This is a genomic window from Kitasatospora sp. NPDC101155 (assembly GCF_044768305.1).
In the GTDB taxonomy this organism is placed as follows: Bacteria; Actinomycetota; Actinomycetes; order Streptomycetales; family Streptomycetaceae; genus Kitasatospora.
In genome coordinates this window covers 1-21358 of the sequence record NZ_JBIWPN010000043.1, presented here as the reverse complement: position 1 = coordinate 21358, position 21358 = coordinate 1, and the positions used below count along the sequence as shown (strand labels likewise).

Annotated in this window: 23 protein-coding genes and 1 pseudogene; 11 read left to right on the top strand and 13 right to left on the bottom strand. The window is 70.6% G+C overall.

The features are described from left to right. Positions 1-10: 10 nt before the first annotated feature. Genes glgX through ACIRYZ_RS36870 form a run of 10 tightly spaced genes read right to left on the bottom strand, consistent with a single transcriptional unit; the run spans position 11 to position 10190 of the window. Positions 11-2077, bottom strand: a complete 2067-nt coding sequence (gene glgX / locus ACIRYZ_RS36915) for a glycogen debranching protein GlgX (RefSeq protein ID WP_402952741.1) — start codon at positions 2075-2077, stop codon at positions 11-13. Continuing rightward, positions 2074-2415: an STAS domain-containing protein gene (locus ACIRYZ_RS36910; RefSeq protein WP_402952739.1), complete on the bottom strand. Its 342-nt coding sequence runs from the start codon at positions 2413-2415 to the stop codon at positions 2074-2076. Before ACIRYZ_RS36910 ends, glgX begins: the two co-directional genes overlap by 4 nt. Next, entirely contained in the window at positions 2412-4241 is a 1830-nt protein-coding gene (locus ACIRYZ_RS36905) for an AGE family epimerase/isomerase (RefSeq protein ID WP_402952738.1), read from the bottom strand. The genes ACIRYZ_RS36910 and ACIRYZ_RS36905 overlap by 4 nt, the downstream gene beginning before the upstream one ends. Next, on the bottom strand, positions 4234-4671 hold the full coding sequence (locus tag ACIRYZ_RS36900) for a VOC family protein (protein ID WP_402952737.1): 438 nt from the start codon (positions 4669-4671) through the stop codon (positions 4234-4236). Before ACIRYZ_RS36900 ends, ACIRYZ_RS36905 begins: the two co-directional genes overlap by 8 nt. Continuing rightward, the gene (locus tag ACIRYZ_RS36895; protein ID WP_402952735.1) at positions 4671-5264 is read right to left on the bottom strand and encodes a DJ-1/PfpI family protein; all 594 of its coding nucleotides are present in this window, start codon (positions 5262-5264) and stop codon (positions 4671-4673) included. Before ACIRYZ_RS36895 ends, ACIRYZ_RS36900 begins: the two co-directional genes overlap by 1 nt. After that, positions 5257-6807, bottom strand: a complete 1551-nt coding sequence (locus ACIRYZ_RS36890) for a GMC family oxidoreductase (RefSeq protein WP_402952734.1) — start codon at positions 6805-6807, stop codon at positions 5257-5259. The genes ACIRYZ_RS36895 and ACIRYZ_RS36890 overlap by 8 nt, the downstream gene beginning before the upstream one ends. After that, complete coding sequence (locus ACIRYZ_RS36885) at positions 6807-7193, bottom strand: nuclear transport factor 2 family protein (protein ID WP_402952732.1); 387 nt, start codon at positions 7191-7193, stop codon at positions 6807-6809. The genes ACIRYZ_RS36890 and ACIRYZ_RS36885 overlap by 1 nt, the downstream gene beginning before the upstream one ends. 14 nt (positions 7194-7207) lie before the next feature. Then, the gene (locus ACIRYZ_RS36880) at positions 7208-7663 is read right to left on the bottom strand and encodes a nuclear transport factor 2 family protein (protein ID WP_402952731.1); all 456 of its coding nucleotides are present in this window, start codon (positions 7661-7663) and stop codon (positions 7208-7210) included. Between the two features lie 31 nt (positions 7664-7694). Continuing rightward, positions 7695-9329 carry a thiamine pyrophosphate-binding protein gene (locus tag ACIRYZ_RS36875; RefSeq protein ID WP_402952729.1) on the bottom strand — a complete coding sequence of 545 codons (1635 nt, stop codon included), beginning with the start codon at positions 9327-9329 and terminating at the stop codon, positions 7695-7697. Positions 9330-9365: 36 nt separating this feature from the next. Further along, a complete protein-coding gene (locus ACIRYZ_RS36870; RefSeq protein WP_402952727.1) occupies positions 9366-10190 on the bottom strand; it encodes a type 1 glutamine amidotransferase domain-containing protein in 825 nt (274 codons plus the stop codon). Between the two features lie 239 nt (positions 10191-10429). Here ACIRYZ_RS36870 and ACIRYZ_RS36865 point away from each other — a divergent pair, with 239 nt between their 5' ends. From ACIRYZ_RS36865 to ACIRYZ_RS36820, 10 genes are all read left to right on the top strand, one after another. Next, on the top strand, positions 10430-11470 hold the full coding sequence (locus ACIRYZ_RS36865) for an ankyrin repeat domain-containing protein (protein ID WP_402952725.1): 1041 nt from the start codon (positions 10430-10432) through the stop codon (positions 11468-11470). Between the two features lie 10 nt (positions 11471-11480). Further along, positions 11481-11789, top strand: coding sequence for a muconolactone Delta-isomerase family protein (locus ACIRYZ_RS36860; RefSeq protein WP_402952723.1), 309 nt, complete (start codon positions 11481-11483; stop codon positions 11787-11789). Positions 11790-11816: 27 nt separating this feature from the next. Continuing rightward, positions 11817-12506, top strand: a complete 690-nt coding sequence (locus ACIRYZ_RS36855; RefSeq protein WP_402952722.1) for an EthD family reductase — start codon at positions 11817-11819, stop codon at positions 12504-12506. Further along, positions 12503-12976, top strand: a complete 474-nt coding sequence (locus ACIRYZ_RS36850; protein ID WP_402952720.1) for a nuclear transport factor 2 family protein — start codon at positions 12503-12505, stop codon at positions 12974-12976. Before ACIRYZ_RS36855 ends, ACIRYZ_RS36850 begins: the two co-directional genes overlap by 4 nt. Next, positions 12973-13392 (top strand): nuclear transport factor 2 family protein, encoded by a 420-nt coding sequence (locus tag ACIRYZ_RS36845; RefSeq protein ID WP_402952718.1) that lies wholly within the window; start codon positions 12973-12975, stop codon positions 13390-13392. Before ACIRYZ_RS36850 ends, ACIRYZ_RS36845 begins: the two co-directional genes overlap by 4 nt. After that, complete coding sequence (locus tag ACIRYZ_RS36840) at positions 13389-14288, top strand: alpha/beta hydrolase (RefSeq protein ID WP_402952717.1); 900 nt, start codon at positions 13389-13391, stop codon at positions 14286-14288. Before ACIRYZ_RS36845 ends, ACIRYZ_RS36840 begins: the two co-directional genes overlap by 4 nt. Before the next feature lie 82 nt (positions 14289-14370). Next, positions 14371-14646 carry a UBP-type zinc finger domain-containing protein gene (locus ACIRYZ_RS36835; RefSeq protein WP_402952715.1) on the top strand — a complete coding sequence of 92 codons (276 nt, stop codon included), beginning with the start codon at positions 14371-14373 and terminating at the stop codon, positions 14644-14646. Continuing rightward, complete coding sequence (locus ACIRYZ_RS36830; RefSeq protein WP_402952714.1) at positions 14643-16322, top strand: FAD-dependent oxidoreductase; 1680 nt, start codon at positions 14643-14645, stop codon at positions 16320-16322. Before ACIRYZ_RS36835 ends, ACIRYZ_RS36830 begins: the two co-directional genes overlap by 4 nt. A 198-nt stretch (positions 16323-16520) precedes the next feature. Beyond that, entirely contained in the window at positions 16521-17186 is a 666-nt protein-coding gene (locus ACIRYZ_RS36825) for a hypothetical protein (RefSeq protein ID WP_402952713.1), read from the top strand. 306 nt (positions 17187-17492) lie between these two features. Continuing rightward, a complete protein-coding gene (locus tag ACIRYZ_RS36820; protein WP_402952711.1) occupies positions 17493-18755 on the top strand; it encodes an RNA-guided endonuclease InsQ/TnpB family protein in 1263 nt (420 codons plus the stop codon). 15 nt (positions 18756-18770) lie between these two features. On the opposite strand, the gene ACIRYZ_RS36815 is transcribed toward ACIRYZ_RS36820, so the two are convergent. The 3 genes and pseudogenes from ACIRYZ_RS36815 to ACIRYZ_RS36805 form a co-directional block, all read right to left on the bottom strand. Then, complete coding sequence (locus ACIRYZ_RS36815) at positions 18771-19928, bottom strand: IS4 family transposase (protein WP_402952710.1); 1158 nt, start codon at positions 19926-19928, stop codon at positions 18771-18773. A gap of 41 nt (positions 19929-19969) precedes the next feature. Further along, positions 19970-20053 (bottom strand): annotated as a pseudogene (locus ACIRYZ_RS36810) (transposase domain-containing protein); the annotation flags it as partial. An 893-nt stretch (positions 20054-20946) separates the two neighbouring features. Next, complete coding sequence (locus ACIRYZ_RS36805; RefSeq protein WP_402952708.1) at positions 20947-21081, bottom strand: hypothetical protein; 135 nt, start codon at positions 21079-21081, stop codon at positions 20947-20949. Between ACIRYZ_RS36805 and ACIRYZ_RS36800 the strand changes: the two genes are divergently transcribed. Further along, positions 21080-21229 carry a hypothetical protein gene (locus tag ACIRYZ_RS36800; RefSeq protein WP_402952706.1) on the top strand — a complete coding sequence of 50 codons (150 nt, stop codon included), beginning with the start codon at positions 21080-21082 and terminating at the stop codon, positions 21227-21229. The genes ACIRYZ_RS36805 and ACIRYZ_RS36800 overlap by 2 nt on opposite strands. Positions 21230-21358 lie beyond the last annotated feature (129 nt).

Below are 21358 nucleotides of genomic sequence, written 5' to 3'. Positions count from 1 at the left end.
CTTTCGGGTGTCAGCGCGCGAGCAGGATGACCGTGGAGCGCGGGGCGAGCCGGTAGCCGCCCGGGTCCTCCAACGGCGGCTCCGTGCCGGGCCGGTAGAGGTCCTGCGGTCCGTCGGCGGCGGTGTCGGCCACCAGGCGCCAGGCCGTGCCGGGGCGCGGCAGCGGCAGTTCGAGGTCGTGCGGCTCCCAGTGGGCGTTCATGGCGACGTAGATCTCCTCGTCGCCGCTGCGCAGCACCGCCAGCAGCCGGCTGTCCGGAGACCAGTCGGGCTCCCCGGCGCGGACACCGTGCCAGCTGACCTCGCTGCCCGGGTGGTCGGCGCCGCGCAGCAGTGGGTGGGCGCGCCGGAAGGCGATCAGGCCCCGGACGAAGCGGTGCAGGTCGGCATTGGCCTCCAGCAGGCCCCAGTCCAGCCAGGACAGCTCGTTGTCCTGGCAGTAGGTGTTGTTGTTCCCGGCCTGGGTGCGGGCCAGTTCGTCGCCGGCCAGCAGCATCGGCACGCCCTGGCTGGTGAGCAGGATCGCCATGGCGTTCTTCATCTGGCGTCTGCGCAGTCGCAGGACCTCCGGGTCGTCGGTCGGGCCTTCGGTACCGCAGTTCCAGCTGTTGTTGTCGTTGGCGCCGTCGGCGTTGCCTTCGCCGTTGGCCTCGTTGTGCTTGTCGTCGTACGAGACCAGGTCGTGCAGGGTGAAGCCGTCATGGGCGGTGACGAAGTTGACCGAGGCGGCGGTGCCGCGGCCGCGGTAGAGGTCGGGCGAGCCGGCCAGGCGGGTGGCGAGTTCGCCGACCGTGTCCGCGTCCCCCTTGAGGAACCGGCGCACGGTGTCGCGGTACTTGCCGTTCCACTCGGCCCAGCGCCCGTAGTCGGGAAAGCTGCCGACCTCGTACAGGCCGGCGGCGTCCCAGGCCTCGGCGATCAGCTTGCAGTGCCGCAGCACCGGGTCGTGGGCGAGCTGCTCCACCAGCGGCGGGTTGGCCAGCGGGGTGCCGTCTGGTGCCCGGTCGAGGATGGCCGCGAGGTCGAAGCGGAAGCCGTCGACGTGGTACTCGGCGACCCAGTGGCGCAGGCAGTTGAGGATGAAGTCGCGCACCACGGGGTGGTTGCAGTTGACGGTGTTCCCGGTGCCGCTGAAGTTGTAGTAGTGGCCCTGCGACGTCAGCATGTAGTAGGTCGCGTTGTCCAGGCCCCGGAAGGAGACGGTCGGGCCCTGTTCGTTGCCCTCGGCGGTGTGGTTGAAGACCACGTCGAGGATCACCTCGATGCCGGCCGCGTGCAGGTCCTTGACCAGCGCCTTGAACTCGTCGGCCTGCATGCCGAACCGTCCGGTGGCCGCGTAGCCGGCCTTGGGGGCGAAGAACCCGACGGTGTTGTAGCCCCAGTAGTCCAGCAGCGGTTCGCCGGTCGCCGGGTCGCGGCGCGGGTTGTCGTGCTCGTCGAACTCGAAGACCGGCATCAACTCGACGCAGTTGATGCCGAGTTCGCTCAGGTACGGGATCTTGTGGCGCAGCCCGGCGAAGGTGCCGGGCGCGGAGACTCCGCAGGACGGGTGGCGGGTGAAGCCGCGCACGTGCAGCTCGTAGACGACCAGGTCCTCGGTGGGGATGCGCGGCGGCGCGTCGTCGCCCCAGTCGAAGTCGTCCCGCACCAGCCGGGAGCGGTACGGGCAGAGGCGGTCGCGGTCCGGCGGGGCGCCCCACACGTCCCTCCCGGAGATCAGCCGGGCGTACGGGTCGGTGAGCACGTGGCTCGGGTCGAAGCGGTCGCCGTGGGTCGGGTCGAAGGGGCCGTCGGCGCGGAAGCCGTACTCCAGGCTCTCGGCGTCCAGGCCGAAGACGGTCATCGCGAAGACGCTGCCGACCCGGAACTCCGCGGGGAACTCCAGCTCGGTCTCCGGTTCGGCCTCCCCGGGCCGGAAGAGCACCAGCCACATCCGGGTGGCCCGGTCCGAGTACACCGAGAAGTTGACGCCGCCGGGCACCGGCGTGGCACCGAAGGGCAGCGGGCGGCCGGCGCGGACACCGTAGCCGGCGATGGTCCGGGTCGGGTAGGCGTCGATGCGTTCGCCGGTGCTCATTCGCGGGCCGATCCGAGGACGGCGGACGCGCTGTCCCGGACGTCGAAGAAGTCGAGGAAGCCCGTGGAGGCCATCACGAACCGCACCTCCTCCGCGAGCCCGACGAGCACGGTGGCGCTCTGCCGCCGCAGCGCTTGCCGGTGCACCAGCAGCAGCGTGCGCAGGCCCGCGCTGGAGATGTACGGCACCCCACTGAGGTCGATGACCGTGGTCGCGGTCCCGCCGATCAACGGCAGGATGCTGCTTTGGAGTTCGGCGGAGGTGACGCTGGTGATCTCCCCTTCCAGCTCCAGGACGGTGACGCCGTCCTGCTCGCGGGAGCGGACCGAGACGGTCATGACGCCTTCCCCACCGGTTCGAGGCGGACCCTGACCTTCACCCGGCCCCGGCCGCGCGGCAGCCGGACGGTGAGCGCGTCGGCGTCGTGGTCCGGGTACGGCACGCCGTCGAGCTCCACCTCGGCGATCCGCACCGAGCCGGCCGGCAGCAGGTCGGGCGAGACGCGCAGCAGGCCGTCCGGAAGGCCGTCGGGGTCGGGCTTGAACCAGAAGTCCATGCCCCGGCCGGCGATCAGCAGGTTGTTGTAGACCGCGGCGAGGTAGCACAGCTCGGCCGAGTGGTACATGCTCATCGAGTGGCTGCCCTTGAGCCGCTCGGTGCCGAGCAGGTAGGGCGTGCCGGAGGCGAGCACGTTGAAGTAGACGGCGCCCTCGTCGTGGTCGAGGAAGAAGGTGTTGTAGAACGCCTCGGCGTGGCGGGCGTCGCGCAGGAACTCCGCCCGACCGGTGGTGCCGTGGAGGATCAGGTAGGCGAGGATCGCCTGCTCCTGCTGCCACCAGGCCTTGCGGTCGTGCCAGGCGAAGCGATGGTGCTCCTGCCCGTCGGCGAGGACCCGCTCGACCACGTCGTACCAGCCGCCGCGCTGACGGTCGCTGCCGACGGCCGGCATCAGCTCGCCGATCTCGGCGGCCGTCTCCAGGTACTCCCGTTTGGGGCGCAGCGCGTGCATGCGCATCAGGTTCCAGGCGATCTTCAGGTTGTGGCCCACCACCGCACGGTCCTGCTGCCAGCCGTGGGTGGTGTCGTGCGACCAGTCGCGGTGGAAGCGCTCCTGGACGAAGGGACTGTTCTTGCGGTCGGGGAAGCGCTGGACGATGGTGTCGAAGGTGTACTCCAGCATCCGGGCGTAGGTCTCGTCGCCGGTGGCCAGGTAGAGGTTGATCAGGTAGGCGGGGGCGTGGTCGCCGACCGAGTTCCAGTTCTTGCGCGCCTTGTTGGGCCCGAGCGAGGGGTGGTCGGCGCGGAACAGGATCGGGTCGATGTGCGAGTAGTAGCCGCCCTGCTCCCGGTCGAGGAAGAACTTCTCGAACAGCCGCAGGGTGGCGTCGGCGTCGCTCTTGATCCGCGGGTCGCCGGTGACCCGGTAGGTCTGGATCGGTCCGGCCAGCGCGTAGATCTGCTCGTACATCGGGATGGCGTCGTAGTCGTCGGAGAACTCCGAGGTGAAGAGCTTCTTCTCGGTATCCCCGTCCACGCTGAGCCCGTGGTACCAGTAGACGACGTCCTCCTCCGGGTCTACCACGCGCATGTGCTCGCGCAGGTACTCGGTGCCCCGCTCGGCGACCTCCAGGTACGCGTCGTCGCCGGTGAGCATGAAGGCGGAGGCCATGCCGTACACCAGGCGGGAGATGGTGTCGGTCTCCTGGATGTGGCTGGCGGTCTTGTCGCCGCCCAGGCGCAGCTGGGTGCGGTACCGGGTGTAGTCGATCGGGCCGTCGCCGAACTGGGCGCGGCGGTAGAAGCCGGCGATGGACTCCAGTTGGCGGATCCACCAGTCGGTTTCCTCGAAGCGGTACGCGCCGGCCTGACGGCCGAGGAAGATCAGGCGCTTGGCCTCGATCCGCGTCGTGCCGCCCTCCGGGTAGTAGAGCACGTGGGCGAACAGGTAGCGGCCGGGTTCCAGCATCGCGTCGAGGTGACCGCCGGCGTCGGCGTACGGCTCCTCCAGGTTGCGCAGCAGTTCGGCGGAGACCTCGCCGGCGGTCGAGATCTCGAGCTCCCGGCCGTCGGCGGTGCGGAGGGTGAAGCGCCCGGTGTCGCGGTCGTGGGCGGTGACGTAGCCCGCGACGGTGTCGGAGAACGTGAAGTTCACCGTGTCAGACATTGATCTTCCTTTCAGCGGTCTCGACGGCTTCCTGGTCCCGGTACCCCTGGCTGACCTCGACGACCACGCCGTCCGGGTCGCGCAGCCAGACCGTTCGCCAGCCGTCCAGGACCTCGTCGAAGTCCAGCGGGCCGAGGGTGACGTGGGCGATTTCGCCCATGGCGGCGAGCAGTTCGTCGACGCTGTCGGTCTGGAAGGCGATGTGGCGGACGGCACCGGGCTGCGCGGGGCCGTCGGCCAGGGCGCTCGGGGCGGCCGACTCGCCCGGGGCCGGGAAGAGTTCGAGGTGGGCGTCACCGTTGCGCAGGAAGAGGATCTCCCCGTCGCCGACCGGCACGGCGCGGGCCCGGTGGAAGCCGAACCAGCGGGTGTAGAACTCCTCGGTCGCCCGCTGGTCGCGGCAGTTGAGGCCGACGTGGGCCCAGCGCATCACCGGCTCCTCCGGTCGGCGAGCAGGTCGATGACCGTCCTGGCGAGGAGGTGGTGGTGCTCGCCGGTGCGCGCGGTGACCAGGTCGCCGTCGATCACGACGTCCTGGTCGACGTACTCGGCGCCCATGTTCCGCACGTCGCCGATCAGGTTGTTGTGGCAGACGACCTTGCGGCCCTTGACGGTCTGCGGGATGGCTGAGGCCAACCACAGGCCGTGGCAGATGATGCCCTTGACCACGCCCGGTTCGGAGAACGCCCAGCGCAGCAGCCGGGTGGCGGGGGCCAGCCGGTTGACGTCCTCGCTGTAGCGCAGCCGGTCGGCCACCATGCCGGAGGGCACGATGATCGCGGCGTACCGGCGCGGGTCGATGCCTTCGAGGCTGCGGGTGACGGTGAGCGGTGCGCGGAACTCGTGCCCGGTGAAGGTGAGTTCACTCTCGCCCCAGAGGCGGCTGAGGAGGTCGACCTCGGCGCCCTCCTCGGCGAAGCGGTGCCGGTAGTAGGTGATCTCGGGTTCGTAGTAGTCGCTCTCCACCAGCACCGCGATGTGGGTACCGGACAGCGGTCCTTCCCTGACGGCGACGTCAGACATGGGTCCCTTCCCTGATCAGGTCGGCCGCCCGTTCGGCGATCATCACCACGGCGGCGTGGGGGTTTCCGGAGGGCACGGCGGGCATCACGCTCGCGTCCGCGACGCGCAGCCCGCGCACCCCGTGGACGCGCAGGCGCGGGTCCACCACCGACAGGTCGTCGGTGCCCATCCGGCAGGAGCCGGCGTGGTGGTGGTAGCTGTCGGCGGTGCGCCGGACGAAGGCACGCAGCTGCTCGTCGCCGCGCACGGCGGGCCCTGGCCACAGCTCCTGTTTGTGCCAGGGCGAGAAGGCCGAGGTGACGATGATCTCCCTGGCCAGCCGCACGCCCTGGACGAGCCGCTCCAGATCGGAGCGGTCGCCGAGGTAGTTGGGGTTGACCAGCGGCGGGGCGAGCGGGTCGGCCCGGGCGAGCCTGACCCAGCCGCGGGAGGCGGGCCGGACGACGCCGGGCAGGACGCTCACCGTCTCCGGGTGTTCCTCGCCCACGGCCGGGTCGAAGGGGGCGTGCACGAAGGCGAGCTGGAGGTCGGGTGTGGGCAGTCCCGGTTCGGAGGCAAGGAACAGGGCCGCCTCCGAGAGGTTGTGCCGGGCGGCCGGGACGGGGGTGCGCGATTCGGACATCACCGCGGTCAGCACGTGGTTGTGGAAGTTCTCTCCGACCCCGGGCAGCGCCGCGTTGGCGGAAATGCCGAAGTCCCGCAGGCGGTCGGGGCTCCCGATGCCGGAGAGGAGCAACAGCTTCGGCGACTCGATCGCGCCGGCGGCGACAATCACCTCGGCCGCGGCGTACGCCTGGTGGATGCCCGCGCGGAGCTCCCTGCCGTGCACGTCGCGCACCGCGCGCCCGTCGAGGCCGGGCGGCTCCGGGCGCTGGAGGTAGTCGACGCCGACGCAGCGGCCGCCGATCACCACCAGCCGCAGCGCCTGGGCGTTGCTGCGCAGCGTCAGGTTGGCGCGCTTCAGGGCGGGTTCGAGGTACGAGGCGAGCGCGCCCCGGCGTCGACCGCCCGCGGTGTCCAGCCGGTGCCAGGCGACGCCGTGCCTCGGGCCGTCGGCGAAGTGCGCGAGCCGCGGGTACCCGAGCTCGGCGCAGGCGTCGACGAAGGCCCGGGAGGCCGGGTTGGGCCCGTTCAGGCCCGCGTGGGTGAGCGGCCGCTCGGCTTCCATCCGGTCGAAGTAGGGCCGGACGTCGCGGTACGACCAGCCGGCCGCGCCCTGGTAGGCCCAGTGGTCGAAGTCCGCCGGGTGGCCGCGGAGGTGCATCATCAGGTTGAGGTTGCTGCTGCCGCCAGGGGCCCGGCCGCGCGGTTCGCGGGTGACCCGGCCGTCCAGGCCCGGCTGCGGAGTGCTGCGGTAGCGCCAGTCGATGCGGCTGCCGAGCAGCCGCATCCAGGCGGTGGGGTCGTCCACCTCGGCCGGGATGCGGGCCGCTCCGGCTTCCAGGAGCAGCACGCGTACGTCCGGCTCCTCGGTGAGGCGGTGGGCCAGGACGCTGCCGGCCGTGCCCGCGCCGACGACGACGTAGTCGAACTCCTCCCTCATCACGACCGCCGGCTCTGGGACAGCACCTGGAACGGCAGGGTGTCGTGGAAGTTGGACATGTAGGTGATCCGACCGTCGCGGATGCGGAAGTAGTTCATGACATCCGCCTCGATCGGCCTGCCGGAGGAGCTGCGGGCCGAGATGTGGGACACCACGGCCGCCTCCTCGCCGTCGGCGTCGACCAGGAAGTAGCGGGGGAGGTTCTCGAAGGCGGAGTACATCTCCCCCATGCCCCGCATCATCGAGCGGAGCCTGCCGCGCCCCTCGATGCGGCCGGCGAGCTGTTCGTCCATCACCATGTCCTCGGCGAAGAGGTCGCACCAGCTGTCCCAGTCGCCTTCGTTGGCGTGGACGTAGTAGTTGGCCAGCACCTCACGGGCGTTCATCGCTTCTCTCCCGGTCACAGGGCGGCGGAGCCCGGCATGGGCTCCAGCGCGTTGCAGGTGTAGGTCTTGATCAGCGGCGTGCGGCCGTCCTCGCCGGCCACCACGGTCCAGGTCTGGTCGGCGTCGAAGCCCAGCCACCGACTGTCGGCGGCCGGTGCCTCCCACACCCGGGCCTGCCAGTTGACGTTGACGCGGACCACGGCCACGGCGCCGTCGACGGCCGCACGGACCCGGAGCACGGTGTGCTCCTCGTCGAAGAAGCGGTGGACGACGGCCGCGTACCACTCGGCGAAGCCCGTGTGTCCGCGGAAGACGCCCTCGGGGAAGCGCAGTTCGAGGCCGTCGTCGACCAGGAACCGCTTCGCCTCCTCCGGGTCGCCGTGGCGGTCCAGGACGGCGTACCACTGCTCGACGAGGGTGCGGACGGCCCGCTCGGTGAGGCGAGGCCCTGCGGAGGTGGGCTCCGACATCGCGATGACTCCTTGGGTGTCGTCAGACCTGTCAGACCTGGAGGTCGACCAGGAAGGGCCCGGTGGCGGCGAGCATCCGCTCGACTGCGGCCGAGGCCTCCTCGGGTTTCTCCACCCGGATGCCGTCGGCGCCCAGGGCGCGGGCCAGCTCGGCGAAGCGGATGTCCGGGCGGGAGAGGTCGAAGGAGGAGGGGAACTCGTGCTCGGGGATGTCCCGCTCCTTCCAGTACTGGGCGATGTTGTCGTCCAGCAGCCGGTACTTGCGGTTGTTGCAGACCACGAACTTGGCGGCGATGCCGTACCGGGCCGCGGTCCACAGCGCCTGGTACGTGTACATCGCGCCGCCGTCACCGGTGAAGCCGACCACGGTGCGGGCGGGGTGGGCCAGTTTGGCCCCGATCGCACCGGGGATGCCGACCCCGAGCGAGCCGCCCCGGGTGAGGAAGTAGTCGCCGGGCCGGTCCGGCGGCAGGTGCCTGACCACGGCCGGCGAGGAGGTGAGCGCCTCGTCGAAGACGATCAGGTCTCCGCCGGTCTGCCGGGCGAGCTCCTGGACGAACCTCTCCAGCGTCGGCTCCCCGGCCGTGACCGGCCCCTGCTCAGCCGTGCGCGCGGCCAGCCTGGCAGTGGCGGCACGCTTCTGACGCATGCTCAGGCGCGCCTTCAACTCGGCGGCCAGGGCGGCCAGGGTCGGCTTCGGGTCGGCCACCAGACCGAGGTCCACCGGGTGGTTCTTGGCGATCTCGTACGCGTTGAGGTCGATGTGCACGATCCGCGCGTCCGCCCGGAACGGGCTGGTGAGCACCGGGAAGACCTCGGGGAAGACGTACGTGCCGACGATCAGCACGGCGTCCGCCTCGGCGACCGCGGCCGCGCTGCGCTCGCCGAACATGTGGCCGAGCTGGCCGCGCGAGAGGGGGTGCGAGGCCGGCACGTTGACCTCGGAGGAGTCGACGGACCAGACATCGGCGCCGAGGGTCTCGGCCACCCTGACCAGCTCCGCCTGCGCTCCGGCGACCGACACGCCGTCACCGACCAGGAGCAGCGGCCGGTCGGCGCCCGCGAGCAGCCCGGCGGCCCGGGCCACCGCCTCCGCCGGCGGCGCGGAGGCGGTGACCGGCACGGAGGCGGGCAGGACGGGCTCGTCGTTGATCTCGTCGAGGACGTCCATCGGCACGGCCACGAACACCGGGCCGCGCGGCTCGGTCATCGCGGTCTTCACCGCGCGGCGGACCACCCGCAGCAACGAGCGCGAATCGGTCACCCGGGTCGCGTACTTCGTCACCGGCCGTGCCATCGCGACCAGGTCGGACGCCATCTGCGCGTCCATGGCGTCGTAGCGCACCCCGGCGTCGCCGGCGATGACGACCAGCGGGGTGTGCCCGCGCAGCGACTGGTAGAGCATGCCGATCCCGTTGCCGAGGCCGACGCCCGAGTGCAGCTGCAGCAACGCCGGCCCGCCGGTCGCCCGGGCGTAGCCGTCGGCGATCCCGGCCGCCACGGTCTCCTGCAGCGCCAGCACGTACCGGAACCCCTCGGCGTGGTCCGCCGCGTCCAGAAGTCCCTGCTCGACCGTTCCGGGATTCCCGAACATCAGACGGATGCCGTCGGCCTGGAACTGCTCGATGAGTTTGACGTTTCCCGTCTTTCCCGTCTTTCCCGTCACCGAATTTCTCCCGCCCTTTCTCGGCGATCGCGTTTCCTACCAGCCGAACCTGGTGAGGCCGTCCTCCAGCATTTCGACCATCTTCTGGCCGGTGAGGAAGGAGTCCGGGGTCGACCGACCGGTGACGAACGGGTGGTCGACGATGACCGAGAGCGGCTTCCCGAAATTGCCGTGGTAGGCCCCGTCAGGCCCGGTGGCGTCACGCAGGATGTACTCCAGCGGGTACGGCGGCGGGCCCATCACGAAGTCGGTCCCGAGGAAGCCGGTGCCGTCCTTGTAGTCGTACTCCTTGCAGTGGCCTGTCACGTGCTTGCCCCGGATGATGCTCTTCCGATCGTCCCAGTCACGGGCGAAGGCCAGGCAGGCGACGCCGTAGCACTCGGCGCCGATCGGCTTGCCGGCCCGCAGGAAGGCCAGGATCAGGTCGTGCACGCGCTCGTTGTTCGCCAGGTCGACGATCGGGCCGCTGCCGCCGACGATCAGTAGGGCGTCGTATCCCCTCAGGTCAGCGTCGATCCGCTCCAGCGAGCGGTGGTAGTCCTCCAGCTCGCGCAGGTGGTCCGGCGAGCTGGTGTAGGGGCGCTCGGGGAGCCAGGCGCTGAGGTCGACCGGGTCGTCGAGCCGGTTGCCGCCGTCCAGGGCGCGCCCCAGGGCGGCCACCTCGGCGGTGGTCACCCCGCGGCCGAGCGGCGGGTCGACGTATTCCTCGTCCAGGCTCGGCGGCAGCGCGCGGGCCCGCTTGCCGTTCGGCGTCGCGAAGGTGACGCGGTAGCCGCGCTGGTCGAACTCACTCAGTGGGCCGACCAATTCCTCGGCCCAGTAACCGTATTCCGAGAGAACGATCAGAATGTGCTTGGGCACTTCCCGTTCCTCCTTCACTCTGACGATTGTTCGACATTGAGACTGGCGGTCGGAGAACTCCCTGTCAAAGGACCTGGATCCAGTTTGTGACGTTGCCGCGAGTTGGTGAGGTCGCGTTCGGACGGCGTCAAGAAACCGCCCCGCCGGCAGAGTTTGTTAGGTCGCCGCATGGACCCGATCGGCCCCGGATAATCTCTCGGTCGCCGACTCGGCAGAGAAGAAGGCAGGCGAATACGAGAATGACGAGAAATCCGTCCGAGGAATTCCTCGCGGCCGTACACCGAGGTCACACCGCCGGCGTGCGGAGGTGGCTGTCCGTCGGCGCCGATCCGGGCGCCCGCGACCCGAGGAGCGGTCTGACCGCCCTGATGATCGCCGCGGGCCGCGGGGACGTCGCGCTGGTCCGGCAGCTGCTGGAGGCCGGCGCCGACCTCTACACCGCGGACTCGCGCGGCGGCGGCACCGCGCTGCACAAGGCCGTCCAGGGCGGCGACCCGGAGACCGTCCGGGTGCTGCTGGAGGCGGGCGCCTTCGTCGACGCCGTCGCGGCCACCACCGGGCACACGCCCCTGATGGACGCCCTCTGGTACAAGTGGCCGGCCGTGACGGCCGTCCTGCTGGAACACGGGGCAGGGCTCAACCTGTCGACGCACTACGGCTTCTCGATGCGCGAGCACTTCGAGTACGAGCTCCGCGTCAACACCCGCGGCAAGGACCGGCTGCTGGCGGCCGAGCGCCTGCTGACCGCCCGTACCCAGGCGGACCAGGAGGCGGCCGAGGACCAGCAGTTGATGGCCGCGGTCGCCGCCGGCGATCTCGGCACGGTCCGAAAGTTGCTCGCTGGGGGCGCCGAGGTGGACGCCCGGTACCCGGTGGTCAACGGCTTCAACGACGCGCACACCCCGCTCCTGGTGGCCTGCCGCGACGGCCACGAGGAGATCGTCCGCGCGCTGCTCGCCGCCGGAGCCGACGTCAACGCCACCGAGCCCACCTTCGGTGCGGTGCCCCTGCACAAGGCCGTCTACAACGGCCACGCCGGGATCACCGCGCTGCTGGTGGCCGCTCCCGGCACCGACCTGGACTACCAGGGCATCACCAACGGCTACACCCCGCTGCACGACGCACTCTGGCACGGCTACCAGGAGTGCGCCCGGATCCTGATCGACGCCGGCGCCCGGCTCGACCTGGTCGGCCACGACGGCAAGCTGCCGGCCGACATCGCCCGCGAGAGCCTCGGCGCCGAGCACCCCCTGACCCGCGTCCTGACCGACGACCACTGAGGAGCGCAGCATGCTGTTCTACGTCCAGATGAAGTGGAAGCACGAGGGCCGGATCTCACTCGACGAGCTGTGGGAGGTCGAGCGGGAGGAGGCCGAGCACGCCGTCGACACCATCAACTCCGGCTTCTGCGTCGGCATCTGGAAGGTCGCGGCGCAGAAGCGGGTGATCGCGGTCATCGACTCCCCCGACGCCGAGGAGCTCGACCGCACCGCGCTGGGGCGACTGCCGATGCGCGAGTACCTGGAGTTCGAGGAGGTCTGGCCGCTGCGCGACTACCTCGGCTTCGCGGAGGACGTCAAGAAGCGCTACCAGGTCTGACGGCGCCCATCACCCCTGGAGGACGACATGATCCATCAGATCATCCTGGCCCACCCGAAGCCCGGGATGTCCGAGCGGGAGTTCCAGCGCTACTGGGTCGAGGAGCACGCGGTCCGGTATGCCGCCAAGATCCCGCAGATCAAGCGGTACTGCGTCGACACCCGCGTCGCGAGGCCCGGCGACGAGGAGGACCCGCTGTGGAGCGGGGTCGCCGAGATCTGGCTGGAGAACGAGCGGGAGCAGCTCGCCTCGCTGCAGACCCCGGAGTTCCTGGAGGGCGCCCGCCTCGACGAGCCCAGGTGGGCGGCGTTCTGGCGCACGGTCGTCCTGGACACCGACGCGCACGTGGTCGTGCCCGGCGTCGGTGAGACGGCCGCGGTCAAGGTGATGATCCTGGTCAAGCGCCGCGAGGGCCTGCCGCTCGCCGGTTTCCGGGCCGACAGCCTCACCCGGCACGCCCCCCTCGCTGGGAAGGTCCCGGGCCTGCGCCGGTACGTGCAGAACCACACGCGCGACGCCTTCTACGGCGTGGGCGAGGCGGTCCTGGACGCCGCGTACCAACTCTGGTTCGACGACGCCCAGGCGTACGAGGCCGCCCGGAAGACCCCCGAGTACCAGGCGCTGCTCACCGACCTCCACCGCATCGCCGAACCCCGGTACGTCCACACGCTCCTGCTGGAGGAGCACTGGATCCTGGGCCGCGAGGCCGGCGCATGACCGGCGACGGGCTCAGCGACCGCCTCGACGTCGTCGACGTGTGCACCCGGATGTGCTGGCACACCGACAAGCGCGAGTGGGACCGGCTGCGGACGGACGTCTTCGCGGACGAGGTCCTGGTCGACTACACCAGCCTCAACGGGGGCGAGCCGACCGCGCTGGCGGCGCGGGAGCTGATCGCCGCCTGGCGCGACCTGCTCTCCGGCCTTACGGCCACGCAACACCTGCTGACCAACCACCTGGTGCGGACCGAGGGCGACACCGCCCTCGCCACGGCCGACTTCCAGGCCACGCACCTGCTCCCCAACGCGCTCGGCGGCCCGCTGTGGACGCTGGGCGGGCACTACCGGTTCACGCTCCGCCGCACGGCGGCGGGGTGGCGGATCGACGGCCTGACGATGACCGCCGTGTGGGCCGAGGGCAATCGGCACATCCTGGAGCGGCACAGCTTGGAGAGGACCAAGGGATGAGTACGACGCGGGAGACCGCCACCGGCTGGTTCGACGCGCTCACCAGCGGCGACTTCGAGCGGGCGCTGGGCTACCTGGCGGACGACGTCGAGTGGATCAACTACACGCCGGTGCCCGGCTGGAACGACGCGATGCCGTGGATCGGCACCCTGCACGGCAAGGCGGCCGTCATGGACAGCCTCGGCGTCTTCGCCGGCACGGTCGAGCTCGGGAAGGAGGAGCTGATCGAGCTGGTCGTCGAGGGCGATCAGGCGATGGGCGTCCTCCACGAGCGGTCCACCGTCAAGAGGACCGGCATGGCGTTCGAGATCGAGTTCATCCAGTGGCTCACCGTCAGGGACGGGAAGATCGTGCGCTGGAAGTCGTTCACCGACCCGTCGCAGATCCTGCGCGCCATCAAAGGGGCGGCGGTATGACCGCAGCGACCGTCCACACGGAGCACGTCTCCTTCGACAGCGACGGCACCACCCTCGTCGGGACCCTGTACAGCCCCGAAAGCCAGGGCCAAGGGCCGGCGGTCGTGGTCCTCGGCTCCTGGACGACCGTCAAGGAGCAGATGGCCGCCGGGTACGCCCGGCGGATGGCCGAGGCCGGCTTCCACACGCTGGCCTTCGACCCGGCCGGCTACGGCGAATCCGGAGGACGGCCACGGCAGTTGGAGTCGCCAGCTCGCAAGATCCGGGACATCCACAGCGCCGTCACCTTCCTCGGCGGGCAGCACCGGGTCGATCCGCGCCGGATCGGCGCCCTGGGGATCTGCGCCGGGGCCGGGTACACCGCCGTGAACGCCGCGAACGACCCGCGCGTGCGCAGCCTGGCGTTGGTCGCGCCGTGGCTGCACGACGCCGCGCTGGTGCGCGACATCTACGGCGGCGCTGAGGGCGTCCGGCAGAAGATGGAGCTCGGGCTCGCCGCGCGGACCAGGTACGAACTGGGCGAACCGGTGGACTACGTCCCAGCCGTGAGCACCACGGACCCCGATGCCGCCATGTTCGGACCCTTCGACTACTACCTGGACGCGCGGCGCGGCGCCGTGCCGGCCTGGGACAACCGGTTCGCGGTGATGTCCTGGCCGCAGTGGCTCACCTTCGACCCGCACCCGGCGGCGGCCCGGATCACGGCGCCCACGCTGATCGTCACCAGCCGCGACGCGGCCATCCCCCAGGGCGCGGAGAAGTTCCACGCCGATCTGGGCGGCCCGAAGAACCTCGTCTGGACCGAGGGCGACCAGTTCGACTTCTACGACCGGGACTCCACCGTCGACGAGGCCGCTGCCCTCGCCGCCTACCACTTCGCCGAGACGCTGGCCTGAGGCACCGGGCGACCTGTCAGGGGCGCGGGGAGCCTCCGGGTTCCCTGCGCTCCGAAGGCCCCTCACCTGCAAAGGAGCTCCCATGCCCACCTGCTCCCACCTCGACACGATCACCGTCGAGCCCGCAGGCCCTGCCGAGCCTGCCGTCTGCCAGCAGTGCCTGGAGGCCGACGCCGTCTGGGTCCACCTGCGCCGCTGCCTGACGTGTGGTCACATCGGCTGCTGTGATTCCTCCACCAACAAGCACGCCAGCCGCCACTACGAGGCGACCGGCCACCCCCTGATCGCCTCCCACGAGCCGGGCGAGAGCTGGCTCTGGTGCTTCCCCGACCGGTTGTTCCTGGACTCCGTCGAATGACCGCCGCAACGGCCGAAGCGGCTCACAAGCCGGTGATCCTCGCGGTGGACGACGATCCCCAGGTACTCCGCGCCGTCCGCCGCGATCTGCGCTCCGCTTACGCCGAGGACTACCGGGTGCTGAGCGCCTCGTCCGCCGCCGAGGCGCTGAGCGTCCTGGACACCCTGGACGAGCGCTCCCAGGACCCGGCGCTCTTCCTGGTGGACCAACGGATGCCGGACATGACCGGCGTCGACTTCCTGCTGGAGGCCGTCAGCCGCTTCCCGGACGCCAAACGGGTGCTGCTCACCGCGTTCGCCGAGACCGACGCCGCGATCACCGCCATCAACAGGGTGCGGCTCGACTACTACCTGATGAAGCCCTGGGACCCGCCCGCCGAGCGGCTCTTCCCGGTGCTGGACGACCTGCTCTCCGATTGGGCCGCCGCCTACCGCCCCGCCTACCGGGGCATCCGCGTCGTCGGGCACCCGGTCTCCGCCGGGACGCACCTCGTACGGGACTTCCTGACCCGCAACGGCGCGCCCTTTCGCTTCCTGAACGCGGAAACCGACCCGGAGGCCCGGCTGCTGCTGGCCGAGCACCCGCAGGCGCGGCTGCCGTTGGTGGTGTTCCCCGAGGGAGTTCCGCTCCACGCCCCGGGCGCCGCCGAACTCGCCGTCCGTCTCGGCCTGGCCACCACCGCGTCCCGGCCGCACTACGACACGGTGATCGTCGGCGCCGGCCCGGCCGGTCTCGCGGCCGGTGTGTACGCGGCCTCGGAGGGCCTGTCCACCCTGCTGCTGGACGCCGACTCGCCCGGCGGGCAGGCCGGTACGTCGAGCCTGATCGAGAACTACCTGGGCTTCCCGGCCGGCCTGTCGGGTGGCGACCTCGCCCGCCGCGCGGTCAGCCAGGCCGCCCGCTTCGGCGCGGAGCTGCTCCATCCGGTGGACGTCGTCGGGCTGCAACGGGACGATCCCGCCCGGATCCTGACGCTGGCCGACGGCTCGGAGATCAGCGCCGAGACCGTGCTGGTGGCCACCGGGGTCTCGTACAACCGCCTGGAGGTGCCGGGCGCGGAGCGGTTCGAGGGCGAGGGTCTCTACTACGGGGCCGCAACCACCGAGAGCAGTTCCTGCCTCTCGCACCACGTCCACATCATCGGCGGTGCCAACTCGGCGGGACAGGCCGCCATCCACTTCTCCCGGTACGCGGCGAGGGTCACCGTGCTGGTACGGGGTGACTCGCTGGAGGCCGGGATGTCTCGGTACCTCGTCGACGAGATCCGTCGGACGCCGAACATCGAGGTGCGCCTCGCCACCCGGGTCCTCGCGCTGGACGGGGCGGATCGACTGGAGCGCATCACGCTCCTGGACGACGCCACCGGCCGTAGGACCGTGGAGCCAGCGAACTTCGTCTTCACCTTCATCGGGGCGCGGCCCCGCACCGGCTGGCTGGACGGTGTCGTGGACTGTGACGACCACGGCTTCGTCCTGACCGGGCCCGACCTCATGGGCTCCGGCAAACCGCCGGCCTCCTGGCCGCCGGGACGCGACCCCTACCTGCTGGAGACGAATGTCCCGGGCGTGTTCGCGGCCGGAGACGTACGCGCCAATTCGATCAAGCGCGTCGCCTCCGGCGTCGGCGAGGGCGCCATGGCCGTCGCCTTCATCCACCGCTACCGGGCGGTTGGCTGACGCGCTGCCACACCCCGCGGAGCCGGCCGATGCGGAATTGACGATTCCCTGACTCGCCCAACTGGTGTGCCTGGTGTGACTATTGGGGCGATCGCCGGCCAGTGTCCGGCGTGACATCACATGGGGGTTGAATTGAAGAGCGTTGTGAGGCGTGCGTCCCTTGGTGGAGTCGCACTGATCGCGGCCACCGGTCTGCTGATGACGATCTCGCCCGCGGCCTCGGCCGCTCCGGTGAGCTCGCGGCAGGTGCAGGCCAACTCGAAGACGCAGCAGGGGCCGGCGACGGGCAGCCGTCTGCCCAGCGACGAGGTCGCCCCGAAGTCCAGCCCGCTGCACGTGCTCAACGGGTACGTCACCTTCTCCAAGTCCGGGTACTCGATCGACGCGCCGGCATCGGTGCTGAAGCAGGTGCCCGCGGCGCAGCTCATGCAGCTGCGGTCGTACGTGGCGGACGTGAACGCCAACATCAAGAGCGGGAAGCTCGCGATGTCGCCGGAGGGCGTGGCGGTTCCCACCGACGCCCTCACGGACGAGATCGGGCAGCCGACCGGCCAGACCGGCCACCCGAGCCCGAACGCCACCTGGCGCGGTCGGCACGGCTACATCAAGACGCACTGGTACGGCGTCGAGGTCGGCCTGGACTCCTGGCTCACCAACAAGGTCGAGGGCGGCTTCTGGACCGGTGCCGGCATCTCCGGGCTGGTGGCCGCGCTGGGTGGCGGCCCGTACGCCGGAGCCGTCGCCGCCGCGCTCGGCGTGATCGCTGGCGGGATCCAGGTCTGCCAGCACCAGAACGGCTGGACCTACATCTACTGGATCGGCGGCATCGGGGCGGGCGGATTCGTCTGCAACCCCTTCGGGTAGTCCGGTCCCCGTCGGACTCGGCGGATCTCAGCGGACGGATCGGCGAAAGGCAGACTCCGTGAAACAGGCGACCGCCGCGGTCGTCGTGGGTCTCCTGGCCCTCGCGGCCCTGATCGCCCTCATCGCGGAGTGAGACTCCTCCCGGAATGACGCCGGCCTCCTCGGAGGAACGGCATTCACCTGATTCTGCCGCTTCCTCCCGGGGCTTCAGCCCCGGGAGGAAGCGGCTCCTTGTCTCGGAGCCGCGAAGCGGCGGAGTGAGCTCGGGAGTTCTGGACGGGGCCGTTGTCAGTGGGCCTCGGTAGGTTGGTCTCGTGCATCTTCCGGTACTCGTATCGCATCTATCCGACGGAGGGTCAGCGCGCTGTGCTGGCCCGGACGTTCGGGTGCGCGCGGGTGGTGTACAACGACGCTCTCGCGGCACGGAAGGAAGCCCGGAAGGCCGGGCAGTCGTATCCCAGGAGCACGGATCTCCAGAGGCTGGTGATCACGGCGGCGAAGAAGACCCCGGAGCGGGCGTGGCTCGCTTCGGTCGGGGTGGACCCGCTGATCCAGTCCCTTCGGGATCTTGACACGGCCTGTCGGAACTTCTTCGACTCGGTGTCGGGCAAGCGTGCCGGGCGTCCGGTCGGTCTGCCCCGGTTCAAGTCGAAGCGGGACAACCGGCAGTCGTTGCGGTTCGCCCGTAACGGGTTCCGTATCCGTTCGAACGGAAAGCTGAACCTGGCGAAGATCGGTGACGTGCGGGTGAAGTGGTCCCGCGCGCTTCCGGTCGACCCGTCGTCGGTGACGATCGTGCTCGACCCGGCAGGCCGCTACCACGCCAGCTTCGTCGTGGACGTGGAGCCCGATCCTCTGCCCGAGGTGCCCGCGGAGATCGGTATCGACCTCGGCCTGACCACCTACGCCGTCCTCTCCGACGGCACCGTGATCGACAACCCGCGCTTCCTCCGCAAGGCCGAGAAGAAGCTCAAAGCCGCGCAGCGGGCGCTGTCCCGCAAGGCCAAGGGCAGCAGGAACCGGGCCAAGGCCCGCCTCAAGGTCGCCAAGGCGCACGCCAGCGTGGCCGACACCCGCATGGACTGGCTGCACAAGCAGACCACCAGGATCATCCGCGAAACCCAAGCGGTGTACCTGGAGGATCTGAACGTGCGCGGCCTCGCCCGAGGCCGACTCGCCAAGTCCGTCCACGACGCGGGATGGTCCACCTTCCGGCGACTCCTCGAAGAGAAGGCAGCCAGGTACGGGCGGCATGTCGGCATCGTGCACCGCGCGTTCCCCTCCTCCCAGCTCTGCTCGGCGTGCGGACACCGCGACGAACCCAAACCCCTCGCGGTGCGCCAATGGGCCTGCACCGCATGCGGCGTCCTGCACGACCGTAACCTCAACGCTGCTCGTAACATCCTGGCCGCCGGGCAGGCGGACAGGCTAAACGCCCCTGGAGGGCCGGTCAGTCCCGGTGTGGCGATCCCACGCCAGGCACGGCCCGTTGAACGGGGAACCCACCTCGGCGACCTGCGACCCACGGGTGTCCGTGCCGCAGGCGCGGGAGGAATCCCCCGGCTTTAGCCCAAGGCCATGAAGTTAAGGGCTTGCTGGCGTTGACGAGCCTGGTGGAGTTGCGAGGATGTCGATGCTGAGGGTGGCCTTGTAGGTTCGGCGGTCGACTCTCAGGCTCTTGTACGCATAGCGTGACAGTGGTCGTTTGACCGCGCGGGGGCTGACGCGAAGGCGTCGGTCGGGCATCAGATGGGCCAGGACGTGGCGGCCGATGGTGCCGATGAGGTCGATGGTCTCGTCGGCGACGATGCCCGTGGCCTGGATGACCTGGTCGCGGGCGGCTTCCAGGGCGATGGTGAAGCTGCCCCGGTCCGGGGAAGCCGTCGTGTCGGTGTCGGTGGCGTCGGTGATCGCGATCCGCAGGGACTGGTAGACCGTCAGCAGGGCGTAGATCTCCTGGGCGATGCCGGCGGGGGTGCGGGCGCGCAGGACTCGGCGGCCGAGCATGGTCTTCTTGATCTCGAAGTAGGCGGACTCCACCTCCCAGCGCTGGTGGTAGAGCCTGACCAGCTCGAAGGCCGGGTAGCGGCGGTGATCAAGAAGAGTGGTGGCGAGCCGGTAGAGGCCCGTCTGCCGGCCCGCGCTGGTGGCGATGGTGATCTCGCACTCGATGACGCGCACGGGTATGCCGGCGACGACGGAGCGGTAGGAGCCGTCCCGGTGGAGGCGTATGACGGGTGTCTTGCGGACGGCTGTCAGGCGGGCGAGCAGATCGGCACCGGTGCCTGCGATGGCCGCGAGGAAGGCGTTGGTGGCGAAGCCCCGGTCGAGCAGGACGATCATGCCGGAGTGCAGCGAGCGGGTGAGCCGCAGGCCGTAGGTGGTCTCACCGTTGCTGCGGGGGCCGAACGCGGCGTCGATGACGGCCCGGGTGCCGCAGGCGACCAGCGTGGTCAGGCAGATCTGCGGATAGCCCGCGGTGGCGTACTGGTTGGTTCCCTTGCCGAGGCGGTGGCGGGTGCGGGGGTTGTCGGGCACGTCCAGGTAGGTGCCGTCGATGGCGCACACGAGCATCCCGGCCCAGCGGGAGCCGCTGGTCAGCGTACTGGCGGCCGGGCCGCGCAGCAGGTCGAACAGCGCCCGCAGCGGGCGGGAACCCAGCCGGGCGCGGGCGTGCCACAGAGCAGTGGCCGTGACCGTCGGGATCGGCAGGCGATCCAGCGCGCCGTCAGCTTGCGCCACACGACCGGATATCCGCTCTGCTCGAAGAGGCCGGCGGCCAGCAGGAGGTAGACCACGACCCGGGCGGGCAGCTTGCGGACTCGGCGCTGGATCCCGCTGGTGGCGGCGAGGGCCTCGTCCACCATCTCGAACGGCACGATCCGCGTCAGCTCACCCAGATGACCTGGAGCGAACACGCCCTCCGCTACCGCGATTTGTCGACTGATGACAGACTGTCCAAACAGCGGAGCTCCCTCGGTAGAACCGGTTGGTCTTGGTCGACAGACCGTTCTACCGGAGCTCCGCTTCCCACGCCCGGTGATCTATCCAATCGCCCGCACACCCCTTGTGATCAGGCTCGAAGCCTTAACTTCATGGCCTTGGGCTAACGCCGGGGGAGGATGTCAAGGCTTCGGTCGTGTTCTTCGCAATCGGCTGGACGAAACGGAAGAAGACCCGCTGAGCGACGGGGCGTCGACGAATCCAGGTGGCTCCCGGCCTCTTACAGGCCGGGAGCCACTCACGCCGCCGTGACGTGGCCCGCGGTGGTCTCCAGGGCGGCGCCGGCCTGGTCGGCGAGGGTGCTGGCAACGAGGAGAGCCTGGCGATCGGGGACGGGGACGGGGACGGGGACGGGGACGGGGTGAGCATGAAGCGGCCGACGTACCTGCCGTGGGCGAACACACGCAGTTCCACGTCCTCCGCGGGCATGCCCAGGTCCTCGGTCGGCCACGGCTTGCGGCCGACGACGATCGAGCCGTCGTATCCCGACGAACTCACCCTGCGCCCCTGTCCTCGTCCCCGAAACCGGCGCCATCGAGGCGGCGACAGCGCGAAAGGCCATGCGACCAGCCACTTCGCCCCCGGCAGCCGCCCGAGTCGGTTCGCCCCGTTGGCCCAGCGGCCCGGCAGGCAGCCACCCGGCTCGTGTGTCGCCCGGGTCAACGCCCCGTCAAGGAGGCGGGCAGGATCCGTCAAGGTCGAAGACCGGCGTGAAGCCGATCATCGGCATCGAGGCGTACGTCGCGGCCCACACGGCTCATCGTCGCCCGGCCCACCTCCGCCGGCCGCCGGGGCCGCGGTCCTCCAGCATGTTCATGCGTTTGGCGGTGAAGGCGCCGGTGAGTCTGCGCCGCAGCCGGGTGTGGTCCGGCGGGTCCATGCTGATGAACATGCCCGGAACCTGCGGGGACGGTTCGGCGACGGCGGGCATGCCGGAGGTCTCGTACGGCAGATGGAGAACCCCGACCGCCGACGCCGCCGAGTACTTCGGCCTCCCCCGCGACCGCACGGTCATCATGGGCTCGCACATCGAGGTGTAACCGGGCCGGCCGACGAGGCGTCAACGTCGCTGCACGGCGCCGGGCGCGCGCCGGCCACCCCGCGGCGGGGGGGGGGCCCCCCCCGCCGCCCCCCCCCCCGCCGCCCCCGCCGGCGCGCGGCGCGCCGGC